General features: G+C 54.1%; 20 protein-coding genes. 7 read left to right on the forward strand and 13 right to left on the reverse strand.

Annotation, left to right across the window (positions count from 1 at the left end; genetic code table 11):
• Positions 1-7: 7 nt before the first annotated feature.
• From HCH_RS02105 to HCH_RS02115, 3 genes are read left to right on the forward strand one after another with little or no spacing between them, the layout of a single operon-like run.
• Positions 8-856 carry a CheR family methyltransferase gene (locus HCH_RS02105; protein WP_011394448.1) on the forward strand — a complete coding sequence of 283 codons (849 nt, stop codon included), beginning with the start codon at positions 8-10 and terminating at the stop codon, positions 854-856.
• A gap of 1 nt (position 857) precedes the next feature.
• Positions 858-1,493 (forward strand): chemoreceptor glutamine deamidase CheD, encoded by a 636-nt coding sequence (gene cheD, locus HCH_RS02110; RefSeq protein ID WP_011394449.1) that lies wholly within the window; start codon positions 858-860, stop codon positions 1,491-1,493.
• A 50-nt stretch (positions 1,494-1,543) separates the two neighbouring features.
• Entirely contained in the window at positions 1,544-2,629 is a 1,086-nt protein-coding gene (locus HCH_RS02115) for a protein-glutamate methylesterase/protein-glutamine glutaminase (RefSeq protein WP_011394450.1), read from the forward strand.
• Here the strand turns inward: HCH_RS02115 and HCH_RS02120 are convergent.
• Together HCH_RS02120 and HCH_RS02125 are read right to left on the reverse strand one after the other, a co-directional pair.
• Positions 2,626-3,087 (reverse strand): GNAT family N-acetyltransferase, encoded by a 462-nt coding sequence (locus HCH_RS02120; RefSeq protein WP_011394451.1) that lies wholly within the window; start codon positions 3,085-3,087, stop codon positions 2,626-2,628. The genes HCH_RS02115 and HCH_RS02120 overlap by 4 nt on opposite strands.
• Positions 3,088-3,091: 4 nt before the next feature.
• Positions 3,092-3,802, reverse strand: coding sequence for a UTRA domain-containing protein (locus tag HCH_RS02125; RefSeq protein WP_011394452.1), 711 nt, complete (start codon positions 3,800-3,802; stop codon positions 3,092-3,094).
• Between the two features lie 364 nt (positions 3,803-4,166).
• Here HCH_RS02125 and HCH_RS02130 point away from each other — a divergent pair, with 364 nt between their 5' ends.
• The gene (locus HCH_RS02130; protein ID WP_011394453.1) at positions 4,167-6,554 is read left to right on the forward strand and encodes a purple acid phosphatase family protein; all 2,388 of its coding nucleotides are present in this window, start codon (positions 4,167-4,169) and stop codon (positions 6,552-6,554) included.
• A gap of 57 nt (positions 6,555-6,611) precedes the next feature.
• Here the strand turns inward: HCH_RS02130 and HCH_RS02135 are convergent, their stop codons facing one another.
• From HCH_RS02135 to HCH_RS02170, 7 genes are all read right to left on the reverse strand, one after another.
• Positions 6,612-7,799, reverse strand: coding sequence for an aspartyl protease family protein (locus HCH_RS02135; protein WP_011394454.1), 1,188 nt, complete (start codon positions 7,797-7,799; stop codon positions 6,612-6,614).
• A gap of 661 nt (positions 7,800-8,460) precedes the next feature.
• A complete protein-coding gene (locus tag HCH_RS02145) occupies positions 8,461-8,865 on the reverse strand; it encodes a hypothetical protein (protein ID WP_041598365.1) in 405 nt (134 codons plus the stop codon).
• A gap of 73 nt (positions 8,866-8,938) precedes the next feature.
• On the reverse strand, positions 8,939-9,367 hold the full coding sequence (locus HCH_RS02150) for a hypothetical protein (RefSeq protein ID WP_041598366.1): 429 nt from the start codon (positions 9,365-9,367) through the stop codon (positions 8,939-8,941).
• 335 nt (positions 9,368-9,702) lie between these two features.
• Positions 9,703-10,410, reverse strand: coding sequence for an SMI1/KNR4 family protein (locus HCH_RS02155; RefSeq protein ID WP_041598367.1), 708 nt, complete (start codon positions 10,408-10,410; stop codon positions 9,703-9,705).
• The gene (locus HCH_RS34960) at positions 10,407-11,204 is read right to left on the reverse strand and encodes an RHS repeat-associated core domain-containing protein (RefSeq protein ID WP_011394458.1); all 798 of its coding nucleotides are present in this window, start codon (positions 11,202-11,204) and stop codon (positions 10,407-10,409) included. Before HCH_RS34960 ends, HCH_RS02155 begins: the two co-directional genes overlap by 4 nt.
• A gap of 121 nt (positions 11,205-11,325) precedes the next feature.
• Entirely contained in the window at positions 11,326-11,694 is a 369-nt protein-coding gene (locus tag HCH_RS02165; RefSeq protein ID WP_041598368.1) for a hypothetical protein, read from the reverse strand.
• A gap of 26 nt (positions 11,695-11,720) precedes the next feature.
• Positions 11,721-16,025, reverse strand: coding sequence for an RHS repeat-associated core domain-containing protein (locus tag HCH_RS02170; protein ID WP_011394459.1), 4,305 nt, complete (start codon positions 16,023-16,025; stop codon positions 11,721-11,723).
• On the opposite strand from HCH_RS02170, the gene HCH_RS02175 reads away from it, so the two are divergent.
• Positions 16,024-16,215, forward strand: a complete 192-nt coding sequence (locus HCH_RS02175) for a hypothetical protein (protein WP_011394460.1) — start codon at positions 16,024-16,026, stop codon at positions 16,213-16,215. The two genes, HCH_RS02170 and HCH_RS02175, sit on opposite strands and share 2 nt — an antisense overlap.
• Positions 16,216-16,248: 33 nt before the next feature.
• Here the strand turns inward: HCH_RS02175 and HCH_RS02180 are convergent, their stop codons facing one another.
• Both HCH_RS02180 and HCH_RS02185 read right to left on the reverse strand, forming a co-directional pair.
• Positions 16,249-16,794, reverse strand: a complete 546-nt coding sequence (locus HCH_RS02180; protein WP_011394461.1) for a hypothetical protein — start codon at positions 16,792-16,794, stop codon at positions 16,249-16,251.
• A gap of 47 nt (positions 16,795-16,841) precedes the next feature.
• Positions 16,842-17,744 (reverse strand): sensor domain-containing diguanylate cyclase, encoded by a 903-nt coding sequence (locus HCH_RS02185; RefSeq protein ID WP_011394462.1) that lies wholly within the window; start codon positions 17,742-17,744, stop codon positions 16,842-16,844.
• A 219-nt stretch (positions 17,745-17,963) separates the two neighbouring features.
• Between HCH_RS02185 and HCH_RS02190 the strand changes: the two genes are divergently transcribed.
• Both HCH_RS02190 and HCH_RS02195 read left to right on the forward strand, forming a co-directional pair.
• Complete coding sequence (locus HCH_RS02190; RefSeq protein WP_011394463.1) at positions 17,964-18,491, forward strand: GNAT family N-acetyltransferase; 528 nt, start codon at positions 17,964-17,966, stop codon at positions 18,489-18,491.
• Positions 18,492-18,508: 17 nt separating this feature from the next.
• Positions 18,509-18,730, forward strand: a complete 222-nt coding sequence (locus tag HCH_RS02195) for a hypothetical protein (protein WP_011394464.1) — start codon at positions 18,509-18,511, stop codon at positions 18,728-18,730.
• A 110-nt stretch (positions 18,731-18,840) separates the two neighbouring features.
• On the opposite strand, the gene malK is transcribed toward HCH_RS02195, so the two are convergent.
• Both malK and HCH_RS02205 read right to left on the reverse strand, forming a co-directional pair.
• Positions 18,841-19,956, reverse strand: a complete 1,116-nt coding sequence (gene malK / locus HCH_RS02200) for a maltose/maltodextrin ABC transporter ATP-binding protein MalK (protein WP_011394465.1) — start codon at positions 19,954-19,956, stop codon at positions 18,841-18,843.
• A gap of 33 nt (positions 19,957-19,989) precedes the next feature.
• Entirely contained in the window at positions 19,990-21,612 is a 1,623-nt protein-coding gene (locus tag HCH_RS02205) for an alpha-glucosidase family protein (protein WP_011394466.1), read from the reverse strand.
• Positions 21,613-21,670 lie beyond the last annotated feature (58 nt).

Here is a 21,670-nt window from a genome sequence, read left to right on the forward strand (position 1 = left end):
GCGGCTTATGAATGATAAGCTGCATACCAGCGAACGGACGCGGGAATTTAACTTCACCCAGGAGCATTTCGCTAAGCTCAGCGCGCTGAGCTATGACCATACCGGGATTGTGGTGCAGAACAACAAGTATGAAATGTTCTACTCACGTCTGGCCAAGCGGGTGCGCGCTCTGAAGCTGAGCAACTTCGATCAGTACGTGGCCTACCTGGAGCGGCATAAGGACGAAGAGTTCACCCATTTTATCAATGCGTTGACCACCAACCTCACGTCCTTTTTCCGGGAAAACCATCACTTTGTGTTTTTGCGCGATAAAGTCGTTCCGGAATACGCCAGTGCCGGCGTCAAGGAGTTTCGAGTGTGGTCCGCGGGCTGTTCTACAGGAGAGGAAACCTACTCTATCGCCATGACCCTGGCGGAGGCCACAGAGGGCTCCAAGATGAGCTGGCGGATCACTGCGTCCGACATCGACACTGAGGTGCTGGGTAAAGCACAGCGCGGCGTTTATCCCCTGGAGCGCGTCGAATCGATTCCCACGCCGGTCAAGAAACGCTGGTTATTACGCGGCAAGGGGACCAACGCAGGCATGGCGCGGGTATCTTCGGAGCTGCAGAAGAATATCGAATTCATACAGGTAAACCTGATTAAGCCATTCTCTTTCCAGCACAAATTCCATGTGATTTTTTGTCGTAACGTAGTGATCTATTTCGATCGCGAAACCAAACAGAAACTCATTGCCCGCTATGCGGACAGCCTGGTGGACACAGGCTACCTGATCATGGGGCACTCTGAATCCCTGCATGGGGTGTCCAGTGAATTCGTCTCCCTGGGGCAAACCATCTATCAGAAGGTGACTTAGCGTGAATTCCGCTCAGAAAAAACCGCAACCGCCGCCGCTGAGTCTGCCATGGTTCCAGAGTGTCAACCGCTTCTGGGTGCAGAACCAGGGCCGTTTTATGGCCAAGATCATGCCCGGGGAGTATTACGTCACCAACCAGCAGGAATTGATTGGCACTGTGCTGGGTTCCTGCATCTCCGCCTGCGTGCGCGATCCGGCTTCCGGCATCGGCGGTATGAATCACTTTATGCTGCCGCAAAACGCCGGCGGCGGCCGCATGGATATCCTCAGCGACGCGTTCCGCTACGGCAACTACGCCATGGAGCATCTGATCAATGACGTCATGAAACTTACCGGCAAGCGCAGCACGCTGGAAGTGAAAATATTCGGTGGCGCCAATGTGATCCGCGGCATGAGCAGCGTAGGAGACAAGAATATCGAGTTTGTGCGCCGTTATCTGGAAGTGGATGGTTTCAAGATCGCATCAGAAGACGTCGGCGGCGATTACCCACGTAAGATTTTGTATGACCCCACCAACGGCAAAGTCATGATGAAGCGTCTGAAATCTTTGCACAACGACACGGTGATCCAGCGTGAAGAGCATTATATGGACGAGTTAAGCCACACCAAGGTAGCGGGAGATGTGGACCTGTTCTGACCGGGGTAGAGGTTTCCGGCGCATTGGAACGAATGATGGCGAGGAACATTATGAGCAGCGGAGCGGGGAAGGTATACAAAGTCCTGGTGGTGGATGATTCTGCGTTGATGCGCAAAATTCTGGTGGAAATACTTAATCAATCGCCCTGTCTGGAAGTGGTGGATACCGCCGGCGACCCTTATCAGGCGCGGGATAAAATCAAGGCGCTCAGTCCAGACGTCATCACCCTGGATGTGGAAATGCCGCGCATGGACGGGCTCACCTTCCTGCGCAATCTGATGCGCCTGCGTCCCATGCCGGTGGTGATGATTTCCAGTCTGACCGAACAGGGCGCCGCTGTGACCCTGGATGCGCTGGAATACGGCGCGGTGGATTTCATCGCCAAACCCAAGATCGATCTGCGCGAGGGCATCGAAGAAAAGGCGCAGGAAATTATTGATAAAGTCATTACCGCCGCGCGCATCCCCCACGATAAATTGCTGCTCAAGCAACAGCGTTTGCAGACGCAGCACCAAAAAGCCGCCGTCGGCGAGAGGCCGCAACCGGTTTTCGCCACCACGGATAAGCTGATCGCCGTCGGCGCTTCCACCGGCGGGCTGGACGCCATTCGCGATCTGTTGGACGGGTTGAACATGGATCTGCCGGGCATCGTCATCGCCCAGCATATTCCCGGCGCCTTCTCACGCTCCTTTGCGGAACGCCTGGACCGGCGTCTGCCTATGAAGGTGGAGGAGGCCTACGACAACGCCCCTATCACCATGGGACGGGTGTATATCGCTCCCGGCGAATATCACCTCGAAGTGGTGCGCACCGGAGCCAAGTATGTGTGCCGGCTCAGCGAAGCGCCGCCGGTGAATCGTCATCGTCCCAGCGTGGATGTGCTGTTCGACTCTATTGTCAGCGCCGCCGGCGCCAACGCCATGGCGGCACTGCTGACAGGCATGGGCAAAGACGGCGCCGCTGGACTGCTGCGTCTGCATGAAGCCGGCGCCTACACCATCGCCCAGGATGAAGCCTCCAGCGTGGTGTGGGGTATGCCCGGCGCGGCGGTGAAACTCAACGCCGCCGATGACGTGTTACCCCTGGAAAAAATCGCCGCCTCCGTGAAACGCTGGTATGCGGAGAACCCTGGCTAGTCGCGCTGATTGCAGTCACGCGTCAGCTCGAAAAAATGTGCGTCTTCCCCGGTGATCCGGTAGCCGTGGCGTTGGTAAAAACGTACGGCGTCAGGATTGCTTTTAAAGCTGGACAGGGTGACGGGACGATTGTTGTCCTGCGTCAGGCGGCGCAGTTGCTCCATCACCTGCGAACCCAGTCCCTGCCTTTGCGCTTCCTTAAAGATCAACGCCAAATGCAGATGCAACGCGTCCTCAAGCAACCGATAGCAGATCAGGCCGACCCGGTTGTCGGCTCTGAAGATCCAATAAAGATCCTCCACGGCGTAGCTGCGATGGAAGCGCTGGGTTTGATAGTCTTCATCCCATCCGAATGCGGTGTCGATGGACGTATAGAGTCCCGCTTTGTACGCGGCGAACGCCTCGCTGAGTTGGTTTGTCTTGAGAGGGATAAATCTTACATCGGCGTCTTCGCGCATGCTTTCAGCTACCTTGTCCTTTCACTCGCATTTCAATGGCGTCATGCAGCCAGAATTCCCGTTCCAGCGCGATAGGTTCTCCGGCGACTTTCACCTGTCGCTCCAGCTTCAGGGAGGGGCAGCCTTCCCGCACCTGCAGGTGTTGCGCGTGGCTGGGGCTGAGTGGAGAGGAGGAGATGCTGACGTCCAGCTCTCTGGCCCGGTAGCCGTATTGCTCCCGCACCAGCGCAGTGAGGGACTTGGCCAGATCATGGGAGAGCAGATCGGGGAAGGCGGATTCCCTAAAGTAGCAGATTTCCAGCAATACCCAGCGCTGATCCACTGCGCGGCGACGGGTGACGACAACGGCGCTCTGCGTCGGCGCCTGTTTCAGCGCTTTGCTGACCTGAATCGGTGGCGTCTCCTGTGCGGCGCTGAGTAATTCTGTGGTCAGCGCCCGATGCTGGGAGATCGCTTCTTCCTGAATACTGCTGCTGCGGGTGGGATCGTAGATAAACACCGGCGGCGCCACGAACCAGCCCATACGATTCAAACGATAGATCAACCCTTGCGACTCCAGCGCATGCAGAGCATCGCGGGCGCTGACGCGGGAGACCTCGAACTGGCCGCACAGGGCGCGCTCCGAGGGAAGTTTACTGCCCGCGGGCAGCTCACCGTTGACAATGCGCTGTTGTAGTTTGGCGGCGAGAGACAGATAGGCGGCGGCCTGATTCACGATACATTCCTTACGACTTGTCCGGCGCGGTCCCGCGTCCGGTGTTGGCTTTAGCGCATTACAGCGAATCGGCGTGACATAAATATGACAATCTGGTTCGTACCAGTAGTAATAAAACTGCCTTGTTTATGAAATTTTATGGAAATTCCAATGAAATATTCCAACTTTATCTTGGTCCGAACCAGATGATTCGCCAGTTATTAGCATGGCTCTGATATGGACCTGTTAATAACCAGGCGCCTGGATGCGCCTGCGCAGCGACAAGCCGTGGGCGACAAGGGCTGACATGCGCAGGCCCTGTCGCTTCAGACAAATAGACGGACGCAATTTGGCTGTCGGATTAATACAATACAAGGAATATCTCATGCTTCATAAACGACTTGCTTGGTTGGCCTGCGGTCTCGCATTCGCTCTGGCCGGTTGTTCCGGCGACCAGGACCCCACCGATCCCCCCGGCTCCGATGTCGAGCCTCCCACGAGCGCCACCGCGCCGGACTTTATTGTGCAGCCCTATTTACAGGCGCCGGCGTCTGATCAGATGACGGTCATGTTCGAAACCGCAGAGAGCAATGCGGAAATATGGGTGCGCCCCTTCGACGGCAAGGGCGAGTTCACCCGCGTCAGCGCGGAGTCCCATTCCCTTGACGGCCTGGTGCGCAAGGCGCCGATACATCAGCTCAGCTCCAATACCTTGTATGAGTACTATGTGGTCACCAAGGTGCTGGGAGAACAGCGTGCGACGCCGCGTTACGCTTTTAAAACCTGGCCCCAGGCGGGGGATGGGGTGGAGCAGGCGCGCATCATCGCGTTGAGCGACACCCAGTTGGATCGGGACGAGTACGCCAAAGTGCTCACCAATGTGGTGAATCAGGGCTTTCTGCAACATGAATGCGACGCGGCGCAACCGCAGACCTGCGCGGAAAATATCGCCGCCATCACGATCTCCGGCGATGTGGTGCAGGTGGGCGGCAATCGCCAGCACTGGCGCGAGCAGTTGTTCGGCAGCCTCGCCGCCATCACGCCCTATGTGCCGCTGGTGACCGTGCCCGGCAATCACGATTATTACAGCGACGCCGAGCTGAGGCTGTATCGCAGCTACATGGCGCCGCCGGAAAACGGCTCGATTGGCTACGAAGACAAGTGGTACTACCTGGATTATCTGGACTTACGACTGGTCGGCCTGGACAGCTATTCCATTTCCGGCGCCCATGGCGCTTTTAATCGGGATACGCTGGCGGTGCAGCGTCAGTGGCTGAAAGAGACCCTGAATGATGCGGAAGTGCAGGGCAAACACTTTGTATTGGGGATGTTCCATCACGGTTGTCTGTCGGAAATGTGGAACGTCGGAGAGAGCATCGGCAGTTGCGAAATGGTGGCGGAGCTGGAGCAATACAGCGCTCGCACCGGCGCAGTGACCGGGCATCTCTTCGGGCACACGCACGCTTATTCCCGTGGTCAGTCCCGGGATGTGAATCACCTGTGGCTCAACGCCGCCAGCGCCTCCGGCTACATCGAACCGCTGGACGACGCGGACCATCAGGCCATGCAGATCCGCGACTACGACACCTTCGAGATCAGCCGCAGCGAGTTCGGCTACAACCTGCTGACCTTCCATTTCGGTGACGCGCCGACGATGACGCTGGAGCGCAAGAAAGGCGGCTTTGATGGCGATACGGAATTCGCTGTGGTGGACAGCCTCACCTTCTCCGTCGAAGACAATATCAATCTGCCGCTGGTGACGGCGGGAACCGGTGAGCAGGACGCCAGCGCCGTTGAGCTGGGCGTGCAGGTGGCCATGCCGGAAGCGGTGCGCGCGGTGCACTGGCAGGTGTCGGAAAGCGCTGAGTTTGACGGAGCGGTCTTCGACATCTGGGGGAATCGCACGCGTCGCCAAAACCTTTATTACGGTCCCGCCGATGAGGTCGAGGGCAATTATGAAAGCGGCTATGTCGCCATCGATACCCAGGCGGATGCGGATATCTTCAACCTGAAGCTGAGCGACATGCTGAACGCCGGTCCTGTACGCGTGGGCGGCGATGACTATTACCGCTGGAATAAACGTTACGACGAACAGAACTCGCATACCTCCAGCTATGACGCTTACGCCGGTCAGAGCCGTCCAGAACTGGCGCTGCGCCCGGGGACTACCTGGCATTGGCGCGCCAGGGTGCGCGACGAGCATATGAACTGGTCGGCCTGGAGCGACGTCGCCAGCTTCGATATCGCCGGAACCCGCACCGATAATCTGATCGTCAATGGCGACGGGGAAGCAGGGGACATGAGTGGCTGGGATCTGCAAAAAGGCATGATGAACGCCATCACCGCTAACGACAACGGCGGCTTTGGGCCCGCTGAAGGAACCTATTATTTCGCTGGACGCGGCTTTGGCAAAGGTGCGCCTTCCGACTGCTGCGAGGAGCAGGTCATACAGGAAATTGATGTCTCCGCCTACGCCACGGAAATAGACGCTGGCCACGCCTACGCGGAATTCAGCGCCATGCTCTCCACCTGGAGCGGCGCTGATGAACCCCGTCTGCAACTGACCGCCCTGGACGCCAGCGGCGCCGAATTGGAATGGGCGGGAGATGACGTGCTCACCAGCAACAGCTCGCAATCCTGGGAAGCCCGCCAAGTCTCAGGCCAGCTCCCCAGCGGCGCCCGCACCCTGCGCATCAGCATGGGAGGCGTGCGCAAAGCCGGTAACGACAACGACGTGTACTTTGATGACCTGAAGCTGTTTTTGTATTACTGAACGGAGTACGGAAAGCAGCGCTTCGTCATTGCTTCCGCATTCGAACGTTAACGGGTATTAGTCCGTTAACGTTCTTTCCCTGTTCAGCTTGGCCGCGCCGCCCTCCCACGTGAGCTCAATGACGTCGCCTTCCGACATCGCGCGCATGGCGCTGCGAATGCCTTCGCAAGAGGTGGTGGCCGGCTCTCCGTTAATAGACGCGATGCGGTGGCCGACGCGTAAGCCAGCCGCTTTAGCGGGGGAGTCGTCCCAAATCAGGGAGACCGTCGGAGACTCTTCAAAGTTCAGAGAAAAGCCATAGGTCGAGCGCGAGAAAGGCCCGTCGCGATACGGGAGAAAGTAAGCAGAGGAAGATCGTGAATCAAGGGTGACGATGAAGTGCTCCAGTACAGATGCGCCGATCAGGCTGGGCGGCGACTCTCGCAACAAGGCGCCGACTTTCCCCATCTCAACGTTACCGATGGATAGAGTTTTGAGCTGCATCTGCAGTTGCTCTTTATTCGGCGCGACGCCGCCAAGGGAAGCGCCAAGGGAGCCTGAGCCCGAAAGGCTGTCGCCAACGCCGCCGTTGTGCTTTGCGCCCTCAAAATCAGGAGGAGAAACCGCCAGATACTCTGGCGAACCGGTATCAAACATTGCCTTGCTTTTGGCCTTGTCCGCGAACTGAATATCGAATATCGGCGCATGCGGATAACCAAAATCATACAGAGTCTGCTTTTTGGCTTTATCAAGATGGTCGAGCTTCGATAACTCGGAATGACAACGCAGCACGGAGGAGGACAAGTCGATCTGCCAGGCGCAGAGCGGCAGCACTTCGGAGCCGAGTACGCCATCAAACAAGCACTGCGCCGTCTTTGGAAAATCCGCTACAAAGAGCGGCGTTTTATGAAAAACCGTCCCCCCAACATTCAAATCCGCCTGCACAATCTCACTTTCGACAATCGCCCCGTGAGAATCTCTTCCTTTACGCTTGTCGATGACTTTAAGGCCTAACTCCTTCGCAAGCTTCGCGCTCATCATCGATGGCGAACCCGTGTCAAAAACAAAACGCCGGGGAGCGCCGCCAACTTCGACTTCAACAAATAACTTGTTGGCCAGAACCTCCAGAGGGAGTTCGAAAGAGAACGCCTTCTCCACTACGTAAGGACCCTCCGTCACCCAACCCGGGGCCTTATCGGACGCGAGAGATAGAGAAGAGGCGGCGACCAGTGCGAAGAGCGGAATTAGCTCCTTTGGTAATGTCATATCGGTGTCCTGTTGTAAGCAGTGAATAGAAGGCGAATACCCTGAGCTGCTGAGTGCTATCCGTATCACAAAATTATTGGAGCCAGAATCGCCACCACTTTTTCACAGGCCCCCGGGGAATACAACTGACCTCACTACGCCATTCAAAGCCCTTTCTGTCCTTACTTCTCGCAGCGCAACTTCCATCCCGGCAGGATAACGACGCCTCGGAGCGCCAGTGCAGGAGTAAATCCTCTACAAACTGAGCAGGCAATTGGTAGTCATGGACGTTTATATAATGAAAAGCCGCCAAAGGCAGAACATAACGAATATCGCCTATCTCAACCCAGAACTCCCCATGAAACCTCTCGTCAGCATCACACATCTCACACGCATGTTTGCCCAACTCCCCATCATGGGCAAAATGACATTGCCGGAAATGCTGCAGAATCTCCAACACGAAATCAGGATTGGGTCCAATACTCGGAACAGAATCCCCCAACCAGCCAATCGTCCGAACGTTTGAGTCTCTGTGCATCTCTGGGCAGTATGCGTGATGGTGGAAATCTGGGATTTTCATAGGCGGAGTAGTGCAGGGGGATAGTTTTTGGAATGGTTTATATGGAGTATTTCAGATCACTCTTAGTGACTGAATGATAATACTCGCTGCATCAGAGATGCCTTAGTCTCCAATTTCTATTTCTGTTATGGCTGAATTAATGACGTCAATATCCCCTGTTACAGGGTTTCTGGCCGAAGCCTGGTACTGTATCGAAATGCTTCCGGACTCAGGTAGGTTGAAGTACTCATTTAGAACAAGGCTACCCCTGTATGAACTATGAGGCTTGATTTCTATATAGTCATCAGGAAACGAAGACGGCTTTACTTTTATATTTATCCTTCTTTTTATCTCTTTTCCTTCTGCATTTAATGACAAGCATGAAATTGTGTATATGCCATTATGGAAGGTAAGCTTTTTGTCCAGGAAGTAGCTTGTTTCTCCTATGTTACTAAAAATGACAGTGATGCTTAGAATTCCATTGGTGCTGTCTGTGATTATGCTGGCTTCTATTTGATTTTCTTCCATTGTTATTACGTCCAATAAAACTTGGCCAAAGCATGACTTGGTTAATATGGATTTTTGAACACTTTTATCTCTATCAATCGCGGCTCGAAGAGCTTAGTTCCTCCCTGGCCCATTCGTCCAGATCCATACCGCCAATTATTACGTCTATTAAAAATGAAAAGATATGACTGCGGTCGAGCTTCTCTGATAGTACATACTTAAGATAACTTTCAGCTCTCAATTCATCCAGATTGTAGTAAATATCCCTGGCTCGTGACTTCGTTATTTCATCAACTTCTTGAAAGCTTGAAAACATACTCTCCTCGCTTGGGTCGATGGTGGAGCCAATTGCGGCTTCAATCTTCCTTAAGTACATTTCAGGTATTCTTACGTCTTTACTTGCCATTTTCTTGTCCGTTTTTATATGACTTTCATATTTGCTCAAGTCTTTCTCTATCTGAGAGCTTAAGGAGTCTCTGATTAAAGTTATATGCGGTGAGCCTCTCAGAAGGAGTACTTTCATTGAATAAATGACTTTCTCCGAAGCCGAATACCCGAGTAAAAATCGCAAGACTCGTTGGAAAGTGTTTTTGGAGAGGATGGCTGGTTGCCATATACATTATGCTCTGATGTCTACTATATATAGTTATTTTACAACTTCAGCGATTCTGCTGGGCGATTTCCTTATCATTTATCTCATTTGAAAAGTGCTTTTCGTATAGAGAGACCCAATATTTTCTTAGTCCTTCAATGTCAAATGGCTCTTTACCAATCTCTAACGCTTTTTCTTTAGCTTTTTTAACTGAAGAAGCCAAGCGTCTTGATTTGGCTTATTGATCTCCCCGAGGTTTGCCAAGCCTAGCATGATTGGTCCATTCTCAATTTAAATGACTTCTCAAGTGATTTCTCAAGATATTTAACATAGTCACGATCATCTGACCCAATGAGAACCCATGTTTTATGGGTTGATTGAGAAGGAGGAGTCCCCAATAATGCTGCTGTATTGTTTTTAGTTACACAGATATTCATCTTATCGGAAAACTCTTCTATATAAAAATTTTCAGAACTAGCCCAATTTATTAACATCTCTTGTTTAATAGATTCTTGTGATATCGATGCAGATCTAAATTTCTTACTGCCGATCTCAAATCGAGTAAATACTTTGTGGTACAACAAATTTTCTAATGAAGATGCGTGCGATATTATTCCAGGAGGCTCTCCTAGTGTTATAGATCCGGGGTTTTCATTTTTAGCTATCAATAGCATCTCGGTTGGAGGAGGGCCGAGACCAATAACAAAATATTCTGAGAATAGTTCTTCGTCCCCTGGCTCGATGGGTTGCTCGTAAAAGTCGATAATATCCTCTAGGTTCGTTGTTCCATTATAGATTAAGTCCAAATTATAGCTGTCGTCACCTAACAGATTAAGAAAATCTTTGTATTCACCGGGAAGCTCAAAACCGAGAAGCCTCTCAAGGTGAAGAATACGACTTGATGACGCCCCTTTGATGTGTTCCCTAAAAGCAGGATCAAAGCGAGTTATATATGTCAGCCAATCGGTAATCATGAGCCATTTCCTGTATTACCTTTAATGATTTTTGCCCTATTAATCGGGTCGTCACAACTCAGGCAAGGGTTTGCAATATCAGTTCTACCATTTACTCCAGCGCTATGTTTGCCCGTCTTATTTGCGCGCGAAACAATACCAATACCCACAGCAGGTGAGTCATGTCCGCTCTGGAATACTTTGGGCTCTGCACAAGTTTGCCCACCTGCAAAGTGCTCTCCTGTCGGAGTATTGACTATACGTAACCCACTGGTATCAACAGAGCTTGGCGCCCAACGGTATCCTTCGGGCAATTTCTCACCCGCGGCTTCCAATCTATTTTTGATCAAGTCTACTTGTTCTGGGTTCCCTGAAATTGCAACGCTTACAGTTCCGTCCTTATGAACGATAGCTCCTATCATTCTCTCCTTTTTTCTGCCTATTTGTGCCTTATCCATCATTTCTATTACTTTATCAGCGGCAGCCAGTGCTGCTGGAGTGCGAGCAGGATAGTTGAGAACATCCATGCTCGTAGCAGCGATTGCATCAAATTGCCTCTTAGGGCTTTCTTTTTTTGCCGTCAACCCAAACGGATCAACCCATCCCACCGGATTTGGCGCATATTGGTAGGCATTGGCGCCGCCCAGGAGGCCGATGGGGGCTTGGTTGATGAAGCGGCCGCTTTGGGGATCATAGTACCGGTGGCGGTTGTAATGGAAGCCGGTTTCTTCGTCGTAATACTGCCCTTGGAAGCGTAGCGGGTTGTGGGCTCTTTCATGATCTGGAGCACCAACATCCCACAGGCGCTGTAGCACGGATCAGTCTAGGGCGCTTTCTTTCTTGTCATCTTCTAGGGGCAGGTAATCGAAGTGGTAGTGACAAAATTTTCATTCTAGGCGAATATCGATCACTTGTATTAGTGAAAGGTGATTATAATCAACTAAATGCAATAAGCGTTGAATGTTCTGATAGGTATTTTGCCAAATGAGATGATATGTCGTACCTGTTAGATATTTTGTGAATTGAAAGCTCTTCAATACTAACATTTTCTAGAATTTCGCCTGGAATGAGACGACTAGAATAACTATTGTAGCAAAAGCTATATGTTCCCTCTGATGCTTCCTTAGTGGCTCCATATAAAGCAATATAAAACTCATCGTTACGAGCTATGAAGGATATTGTATCGTCGCGGTCCATTTCTGTAAATTCTATAAAGTCGAATATTTTTTTTAAAATATTGCAAGTCTCATAAATATCAAATATTGGTTTTATTCCAATTATTCCCATGAAGCCTTCTGCTTTCATTTTCTTCCTCATAATACGTAAATTAGTTAGTTTTCAAAGAAAACTGGTGAGTCGCCTTCTTTAATTTTGTTTTCAATTTCATCATTGCTCCAGATCCTAAAGTCCACCTCTTCCTTACCTTTTATTCCAGTTGGGTCTTCATTTGTGTTTTTGTATTTTTTATTTTTCAATTCTTGTCCTTTCGGGTATCTGGTTTTTAGTTGACTCTCTAACTCATTTATATTTGAAGTTAGCTCTTCTGAAGCAATAAACCTTAGCCCCTGCCAAGGGATGTTGGCATGTTGCTTTAGTTTGTCACTAACAACAAAAAAGTCGACATCCCAACCCTGCTCATCTGTATAGGGTTTATCATTTTTGAAAGCAACGCTTTCATCGAATTTTACTCTCTGCTTCGCTTGACCAAGCTTGTGTGGTCCTTTCATGCCTGTGGTCATACTTCCTCTAAAGCCAACTTTGGCGCTAGGGTCCATTTCTTTGACTTTTGCAATGATTGATTTTAGCGCAGGCATTTGCGCTATATCTTCCATGATCAGCTTAGCCCTTTGTTGAGCTGATAACATGGCGTTATTTTTTATATCCAACTCACGCAGATAGTTAAATTCAGCTGCACGCTGTGCGATATTCTCAGCACTGTAAACACTGTCCTTGAGTGCAGGGGAAGTCGGAGGACAATCTCCCGGCTTCGCCGTCAACCCAAACGGGTCAACCCATCCCACCGGATTCGGCGCATACTGGTATGCATTGGCGCCGCCCAGGAGGCCGATGGGGTCCTGGTTGATGAAGCGACCGCTTTGGGGATCATAGTACCGGTGGCGGTTGTAATGGAAGCCGGTTTCTTCATCGTAATACTGACCTTGGAAGCGTAGCGGGTTGTGGACGCTTTCTACGTCTTGCAGGGCCAGGGCGCCGTAGGCTTTGTAGCGGGCGGACCAGACCAGGGTTCCTTCGGAGTCGGTCATTTCCTGGGGCGTACCCAGGTGATCCAGGTGGTAGTGGTAGACTTTTTCGTCCTGGATGAACGCCAGCGGACGGAAGGTGTCGGGTTCGTAGACGTAGACTTTGCGCAGGTGCTGGCGTTGTTCGGACAGCAGCACGTCGCCGTTCCACAGGAATTCCGTCTGCCCGAAGGCGTCCTGTTTGGAGATACGGCGGCCCAAGGCGTCATAACGGTACTCGGTGCGCTGACCGTCTTTCTCCACCGCGACCAGCTGATTCTGCTTGTTGTAAACGTAGCGGGTTTCCAGTTTGCCGCCTTTGCCGCGGCGCTCTCGAACTAGGTTGCCGGCGTCGTCATAGTCAAAGTGGCGATCACCATAAAAGTCCAGCCGGTTGGCTTTTTTGGTGTGCGATACGCCTGACTGAGTGTCTGAGAGAATATTTCCCGCCGGGTCGAAGTCGAACTGTTCGTTGCAGTAGCTCTCCACCTGCTTGAGGCGGTCCAGGGCGTCGTAATGGTAGCGGGTCGCGCCTTTTTGCAGATCGTCGATCAGCGCCAGATTGCCATGGTGGTCGTACTGATAACGACGGTCGATCAGCTGCGTTTTAGTGGCTTCATGGCTGACGCGATGGCGGCTCAGGCGGCCCATCAGGTCGTATTCATACTGGGATTGCAGCGCGCCCTGCTGGCGAGCGATTTCGCGGCCCTGTTCATCCCGGGTGATCTGCGTCAGCAGGTGGTCGTTGTAGCGGGCTTCGCTGAACAGGCCATGCTGGTCGTAGGCGAAGTTGAGCCGGGTTCCGTCCGCTAACTGGGTTTGCGTGCGCAGGCCCAGGGGATCGTAATCATGACGCAGCACATGCTGGTCCTGACGCTCTTCGGTTAACTGGCCCAGGGCGTTGTAGGCGAAGCGCAATTGTCGGTGGGGATTGCTCGCCTCAGTAAGCCGTCCCGCCGCATCGTAGTGGAACTGGCTGACTTCGCCGTCCGGGCTGTGTTTTTCCCGCAGTCGGCCCAACGGGTCGCGGCTGAAACGGGTGGTGTTGGCTTGTTCCGAGGGGATATCGAGATGCGCGCCTTCCAGATGGGCGATCAGATGCCCGGCGCGGTTGTACTGGTATTCCTGCATGCGGCCGTCGAAGCCGATCTCCCGAATCAGGCGTTCATTGCGGTCGTAACCCAGCTTGTAGCGCTCGCCCTTCTCGTTGATCAGGCCAATCAGGTTGCGTTCTTTGTCGTACAGGTATTCAAACACCTGCCCGTTGGCGTCGATCTTTTTGCGCACCTGGGACAGGCCGTCGTACAGGTATTCCGTGCAGCGACCGGCGGCGTCGATAAAGTGAGTGAGCTGGCTGTTGGCGTTGTAGCGCAGCTGCACGGCGGAGCCGTCCAGATGCTGTACGCGGGTGACGTTGCCGAGCAGGTCATATTCGTACTCGGTGGTGCGCTGGTCCGCATCCACAACCGCGCCGATATCGCCGTCTTCGTTCAGCAGGTACTCGGTGCGACGGCCGTTGACGCTTTCGCTGACCAGCTGCGCCATGGCGTTCCAGACGAAGGTTTTTTCATTGCCTGCGGCGTCGGTGATGGTTTGCGGCAGGCCGCGTTCGTTGTAGGCGTAGCGGGTCTGGTTGCCGAGCGGATCGGTGACGCAGGTCAGCAGCCCTTTGCCGTTGTACTCGCGACGCCAGCTGTGGCCCAGGGGATTGATCATTTCCACCGGCTGGCCGCGGTGGTTGTAACGGATTTTGTAGGTCGCGCCGGCGGCGTCGGTCAGTTGCGTCAATAAGCCCTGCTCGTCGTAGACGTAGCGGGTGACGCCGCCTTCCGGGTCTATGTGCTCGATCAGCTGGCCGTTCTTGTTGTAGGCCATGCGCGTGACCCCGCCCTCGGGATCGATTTCCTTGATGATCTTGCCGCGGTGGTCGTAGTAGTAAGTGGTCTTGCCGCCGTTGCTGTCGAAGGCGTGGGAGACTTTGTTCTGGGTATCCCACTCGAAACGGTAATCGTAAATGCCGCGATCGCCCCACTGACGCAGACACTTGCCGCTGGGGCTGTACTGGCTCCATTCAAAATAGAAGCTGAAGCCGGTTTTCAGGGTGCGGCGGGTGATGATGTGATTCCGGTAGGCGTAGCTTTCGCTGGCGCCGGCCCGGTCTGCGGCGCGGATCAGGTCCTGCTGTTCGTCATAGTCGTAGCTCGCCAGGGTTGCGAAGGCGCCGTTGCTCTGGATCGACTGAATCTCGCACATCAGGCCCTGGGCGTTGTGCAGGATATGCAGGCGCGGTCCCCAGTTGGCTTGCAGGATAGTGATGGGATGCGCATAACCTTCCACGTCCTGCCAATAGGCGATGTCGATGCGATTGCCCAGGGCGTCTATCAGGGCTTCCAGGCGATAGGCGCCATTGCCGCCGACGAAGACTTTATCCGGTTGTCCCAGCTGTTGCAGCGCATAGGTGTTCTCGTCCACCCGATGCAGGGTCATGCGCTCCGCCGCGTTGCGGCTGGACTGTTCGATCAGGGGACGCGGGAAGTCGATATAGCGGCCTTCGTCGCTGGTGAAAGTGATGCGGCCGTTGTCCTCTTCCAGGGTCTGACACAACAGGTGGGTCCAGCCCACGCCCAGGCCGCGCTGATGGTTGTTGGAAGACTTGTAGGTGCGTTTCCACACCAAAGGCATGGGACCGGGCAAGGTGAAGTCCACCAGGTCCAGTAGCTCCTCGCCGGTGATCATGCTCACGGGATCGCCGCTGACGCAGGCTTCGTCGTTGGCGGTCTGGGTGTCGCCGTTATCGTTGTGGCCGCTGGCGTCGCTGACGGACGTTTCTTCAGGACTGGACTCGGATGAGGCGGGCGGCGGCGCGCCATAACTGGTTTTCTCCCCCTTGACGCTCGCCCAGCCTACATTGCCGTTGAAAGACGGATGGCTTTCCGCCATGGGATTGGAGGCGGCCCCACCCGCGGCGGTTCCCGCCGGACGTTTCGGCGACGGCGTCTTCACCGGCTTCAGGCGATTCAACAACTGGGTGGCGGCGTGGGTGTTGGACTGCCCCGGCGTCAGCGTTTTGTTCTTCTCAACGATCAGGGGATGAAAAGGTTTTTCCGAACTATCCACCACCAGCAACACATTGCCATGGCGCGCTTCGCGAATCAGGGTGTTGCGCCAGGTGTTGAACGACGCTGCGGTGCGGTCGGGAAATTTGTTGGCGGTGGACTGGAAATGACTTCCCTGCAGCGAGGCGATAAAGGCGTCGAACTCTTTGCCGCGCCCGTCTCCGTCGCTCAGACACTTCTCGATATAGCCGATGGCGGTGGTGGGCGACTCAATGCGCGTCAGCTCATCGGCGACGATATCCAAGTGATGTTTGACTTGGTAACGACGGGGGTAATGCATGCAGGAAACATCCCTTGTTGAAGGCCGCTTCTGCGCGCACGAAGGCTCAGGCGGATGGGTGAAAGAAAGCCTGTATTGCGATAAGAAGTGGCTGGGTTACAAACAGAAACAATGCTTGCGCTATTGTATTTGTGGTGGTTTTTTAAGCAATCGTCCTTTGGGACTAACGCCAGTCATGAAAAAGGAGTAAGTGAGAATGACGCTGCGGAGGCGGTAAGAATATTTAAAACAGATCTATGTCTCCGTCGTCTTCATTTTGTTTAGCCATTTCATCCAGGTAATTGGCTTTGAAGTGAGCGAGGGCGGTTTCAATGGCGACGCCATTGAGAATCATATCGAACATTTCTCTTTCGCAGGCCATGGTGTAGCGGCCTTTGAGTTCCTGTTGCAGGTTTTTCCATTCTTCCGGCTTGTCCAGACGCTCGCGCGCCTGCAAAAGCCCACCCAGTTCGCCGAGGCTTTCCTTGACGTGGCAAAGACGTTGCGCCAGGCGGTCGAAAAACTGGAAGTCGACGACTGCGTTATGAACGTCTTTTTTCAGGCCGTCTAATTGCAATCTAAGCTCATGCGCTTGTGTAGACGGGTCGGGGGCGGCGTTGACGGTCTCTACGATGGTGGTGAAGGACTGGGTCAAACGGCCGAAAGATTTCTCGCTTTCCAAAATGGAGGCTTCGATCTGCGCCACAGCCAGCGTGAGCATGGTGATGGTTTCATTGATATGCAGCCACTGTTCTTCGCTTAGTTCCAAAGGGGTTTCTGCCTTGCTCATCCGTTTGCCTCTAATGTTTATTCTGGTCTTACGTCCTGTTTCGCCTGTCAGATTTCCACCACGGTCACCCGGTCGCCCTGAGCGCCGGCTTTGATCAGGCCCTGGCGGGCGCGGTTGAGGACGCTTTCCGGGCGCTCATCCAATAACTGATTCTGTGTAATGCCAATACTGACGGTAAATGGCGGCCGAATGCTGGGGTGGCGATCCACCAACGCCGCCAGCTTGCTACGCAGCCGCTCTGCGGCGAGACCAGCTTGACGCAAATCTGTTTCCGGCATCAGTACGGCGAACTCGTTTTCGCCGATGCGTCCAAGCGTGTCCTCGCGGCGGAATACGGCTTTGCAGGTTGCGCCGATAAGCGCCAGCATTTGCTGGCTTTGCTCTGAGTCGCGCGCATGGGACGCGTTGAACTGGTCCACTTGAAAAGTCAGCAGAGAGAATAGCGAGTGATGCCGATAAGCGCGTCGCCATTCTCTGTCCAGTCCATCCAGGAAATTGTCTTTATTGGAAAGCAGTGTGGTTTCGTCCTTGCCGGCGGCTTTGGAGAAATGTTCCTCCAGCTTCACATAGGCGCTGATATCCCGCTGTATGGCGGCGAAATGGCTGACGGCGCCGCTTTTGTCCAATAACGGCATGATGCTGATTTCGATCCAGTATTGACCGCCGTCTTTGCGATAGTTCAGCAGTCGGCAACGCACTTGTGACTTTTCCTGCAAGGCGCGACGAATACGTCGGCAGGCGCTTGCATCGGTTAATGGGCCTTGCAGCATTCTGGGAGTGGCGCCGATGAGTTCGTCTCTGCTGTATCCGGATAATGCCTCCATGGCGCTGTTGGCGTAAACGATTTCCGGGCCGGGGTCGTCCAGGGGCGAGGCTTTGGTGACCAATACGCCATCCGCGGCGTTCTCTACGATATCTTGAAAACCGAACTCTTGTTCCAGTGCGTTCATTGCTGTCCCAATTGCAGGTGTTCCACTTTTAAGTCTAGTTAAATCTGTCGGTTATCACTCACTTTTAGAAAATATGTTTATAAATCAAATTGTTGATATATCTTTAATAAATGACTGACTTAACCCCGGATGCTTATAATTAATTAACTTCATTCAAGTGTAGTAGAAAGCTGAATAAAGCCATTATCTGCACGGACTCTATGGAAAGACGCGAAACCTATGCAAAGTATTGAGATAAAAGCGCCGCTTACGCTGACGACGGAGCGCTTAAGGTTGCGCCAGTTTACGGAAGCGGATTTGCCGGATTACGCCAAGATGCTGGCTGACGACGAAGTGATGCGGTACATGGCGAACGGTCAGGGGTATGATTTGGACGCAGCCTGGAAAAGCCTCGCGCTGATGCTCGGCCATTGGCGTCTGCGGGGATACGGTTTGTGGGCGTTGGAGGAGATTGAGAGCGGGCGTTTGCTGGGGCGCGCGGGACTGTATTATCCGCAGGGGTGGCCGGGCATGGAGATCGGCTGGTTATTGCGCCGGGCTTCTTGGGGGCAGGGGTATGCCTATGAGGCGGCGCAAGCGATCAGGGAGGTGGCGTATTCTCACGTTGGCGCGTCCTCGCTGGTGAGTCTGATCCATCCAATGAACGCCCGTTCGCGGCGCGTGGCGGAAAAGTTGGGAGGGAAAGCCTGTAAAAAGCTGGAAATCCAGCAAAAGCAGGTTTTGCTTTATTCCATTCCAAGATCCTGATGGGCGGAGGAGAGGTAATGTCGAAGAAAACAGGACGGAGCAAACCGGCTCAGTTAGTAAAGGCGGGGTGCGGTGTGCGCTTCGACCCGGAGCAACTGGATGACGAGACAGGGTTTGATTTTTCCGGGGCCGCCGACTTGCTCAAGAAGCAGGTTGAGCGGGAGGCTGACGACGATTCTCCGGAAACACATGCCGCAGACGAAAAAAACCCGGCGAAGGCCGGGCAAAGCGCTGAGTAAACACTCAGGGTCGAGGTGCTTACATAGACGGAGTGAGCGACACAGGAATCGCTTTATCCGTCGCATCACTGCGGTCGCAGTAATTCTTTGGCGTTTGTTCCTGTACGCGCCTACAGCTCTACGCCGGGCTCAACATAAAGACGCGGGCAGGCGCTGCCGTCTTCTTTGAACAGATGACAGTTGTGCGCTTTCAGGCCCAAAGCAATCGGGTTGTTCTCCCGCACGGGATTGGCGCCCGGCGTACGCAGGGTCAGGGTGTTGTCGAAGCCTTCCACGTCCGCGTGCACCAGAGTCTGATAGCCGAGGCGTTCAACCACATTCACCACACCATTGAGAATGACTTCGCCTTCTTCTGCGCTGACGAAATGCTCCGGGCGGATGCCCAGGGTCGCTTTGTCGCCGGTTTTCAGGCCCGCCCCATTAACCGGCACGATGACGTCGATGGCGCCTGGCAACGAGACTTTGACGGACTGAGCGCCCGCTTCCATCACCGTGCAGGTGACGAAGTTCATTTTGGGAGAGCCGATAAACCCGGCGACAAATTTGTTGGAAGGATAGTGGTACAGCTCCAGTGGCTTGCCGACCTGCGCAATGCGTCCGTGGTCCAGCGCGACGATTTTGTCCGCCATGGTCATAGCTTCCACCTGATCGTGGGTTACGTAGATCATGGTGCTCTGCAGGCGTTTATGCAGTTTGGAGATCTCGATACGCATCTGCACCCGCAGTGCGGCGTCCAGGTTGGACAGTGGCTCGTCGAACAGAAACACCTTCGGTTCGCGCACCATGGTGCGGCCAATGGCCACCCGCTGACGTTGTCCGCCGGACAGATCCTTGGGTTTGCGTTGCAGCAGGTGCTCCAGTTGCAGAATGCGCGCGGCGTTTTCCACGCGCTTGTCGATTTCGATTTTGGCGGTTTTCGCCAGTTTCAGACCAAACGCCATGTTCTCCGCCACGTTCATGTGGGGATACAGGGCGTAGGACTGGAACACCATGCCCACTTCACGCTGCATGGGGGCTTTATCGTTCATGCGTTCTTCGCCGATGAACAGATCGCCGGAGGTGATTTCCTCCAGACCCGCGATCATGCGCAGCAAGGTGGACTTGCCACAACCGGACGGGCCGACGAAGACGACGAATTCGCCGTCTTCAATATCCAGATTGATGTCTTTGGATATTTCTACCGTGTCATAACTTTTGCAGACATTTCTTAGCGTTACGCTGGCCATGGCTGGACCCTCTTGACTTGATTGCCGGCGTGTTTACGCCAACTGACAAATACCGATTCCGTAAGCGGGAAGGTGGACGCGGGCGTCGCTCCATTCCGCGTTAAGTACGCTGAGTTCGCTCACTACCGTTTTGGCGCCGGCGGGCAGCTCGATGTCCACGCTTTGCCCGGACAGGTTCAACGCCACCATCATGCGTTCGCCGTTATGGCTGCGCTCGTAGAGAAGCGTATCCGGCGGGCTTGGCAGGAAGCGGACGTCGCCTTTCTGCAGCACAGGCTGCGCTTTGCGCCAGTGCAGGAATTCACGGTAGATGTGCAACAGCGAGTCTTCCGCATCTTCTTGCTCCGCCACCGCGGCGGCGACATGTTCTGGATACACCGGCAGCCAGGGTTTGCCGGCGGTAAAGCCGGCATGCTCTTGCTCCGCCTTCCAGGGCATGGGCGTGCGACAGCCGTCGCGGCCTTTATATTCCGGCCAGAAAGCAATGCCGTAGGGATCGACCAGATCCTCATACTCCAGTTCCGCTTCCACCAGACCCAGCTCTTCGCCTTGATAGAGGCACACGCTTCCCCGCAGGGTGAGCAGCATCGCCATGTAGACTTTGTTCAACGCCAATGGCGCTTCCTGTCCGCACCAGCGTGTGGCCACCCGCGCGACGTCGTGATTGCCGATGGCCCAACAAGGCCAGCCGTCCACCAGTTTCGACTCAATGGTTTCCACGGTTTTGCGCAGAAACTTGGCGTCGCATTGTTCGGTCAGGAAATCGAAGGAGTACGCCATGTGCAGCTTGTCGCCATCGGAGGTGTAAGCGGCCATGGTGTCGAGGGAGTTGTCGTCGCCGATTTCGCCTACGGTGGTTGTGCCCGGGTATTTCTCTAACAGGGCGCGTACCCGTTGCAGGAACGGCAGGTTTTCCGGCTGTGTTTTGTCGTAAAGGTGACGCTGGTAAGCGTAGGGATTTTCTTTACGCACTCCGATGGAGCCTTCCGCCACCTCGGTGTTGGCGGGGTTATCCCGCAGCAGCTTGTCGTGATAGCAGAAGTTGATGGCGTCGAGACGGAAACCGTCCACGCCTCTTTTCAGCCAGAACTCGACGTCGCTGAGCACTTGCTCTACCACTGCCGGATTGTGGAAATTCAGGTCCGGCTGGCTGGTCAGAAAGTTGTGCAGATAATACTGACGACGACGGCTGTCCCACGCCCAGGCGGAACCGCCAAATACGGATACCCAGTTATTGGGCGGCGTGCCGTCGGGTTTCGCCTCCGCCCACACATACCAGTCCGCTTTTGCATTGTCGCGACTGCTGCGGCTTTCCTTGAACCAGGCGTGCTGGTCGGAAGTGTGGCTGAGCACCTGATCGATGATGATTTTCAGGCCGCGCTTGTGCGCTTCCGCCACCATCGTCTCGAAATCTTCCAGGGTTCCGAAAATAGGATCGACGTTGCGATAGTCGGAAACGTCGTAACCAAAATCCTTCATGGGGGAAGTGAAGAAAGGAGACAGCCAGATGGCGTCCACTCCCAGACTGGCGACATAGTCCAGCTTTGCGGTGACGCCCGGCAGATCGCCGATGCCGTCGCCATTGGAATCAAAAAAACTACGGGGATAAATTTGGTAGATGACTGCGCCGCGCCACCAATCACGATCAACCTGCATGTCGCCTCTCTTAACAACTCCAAACCAGGTAACGCACGTGCACCCACAGATAAGTGGA

This window comes from Hahella chejuensis KCTC 2396 (assembly GCF_000012985.1).
Classification (GTDB): domain Bacteria; phylum Pseudomonadota; class Gammaproteobacteria; order Pseudomonadales; family Oleiphilaceae; genus Hahella; species Hahella chejuensis.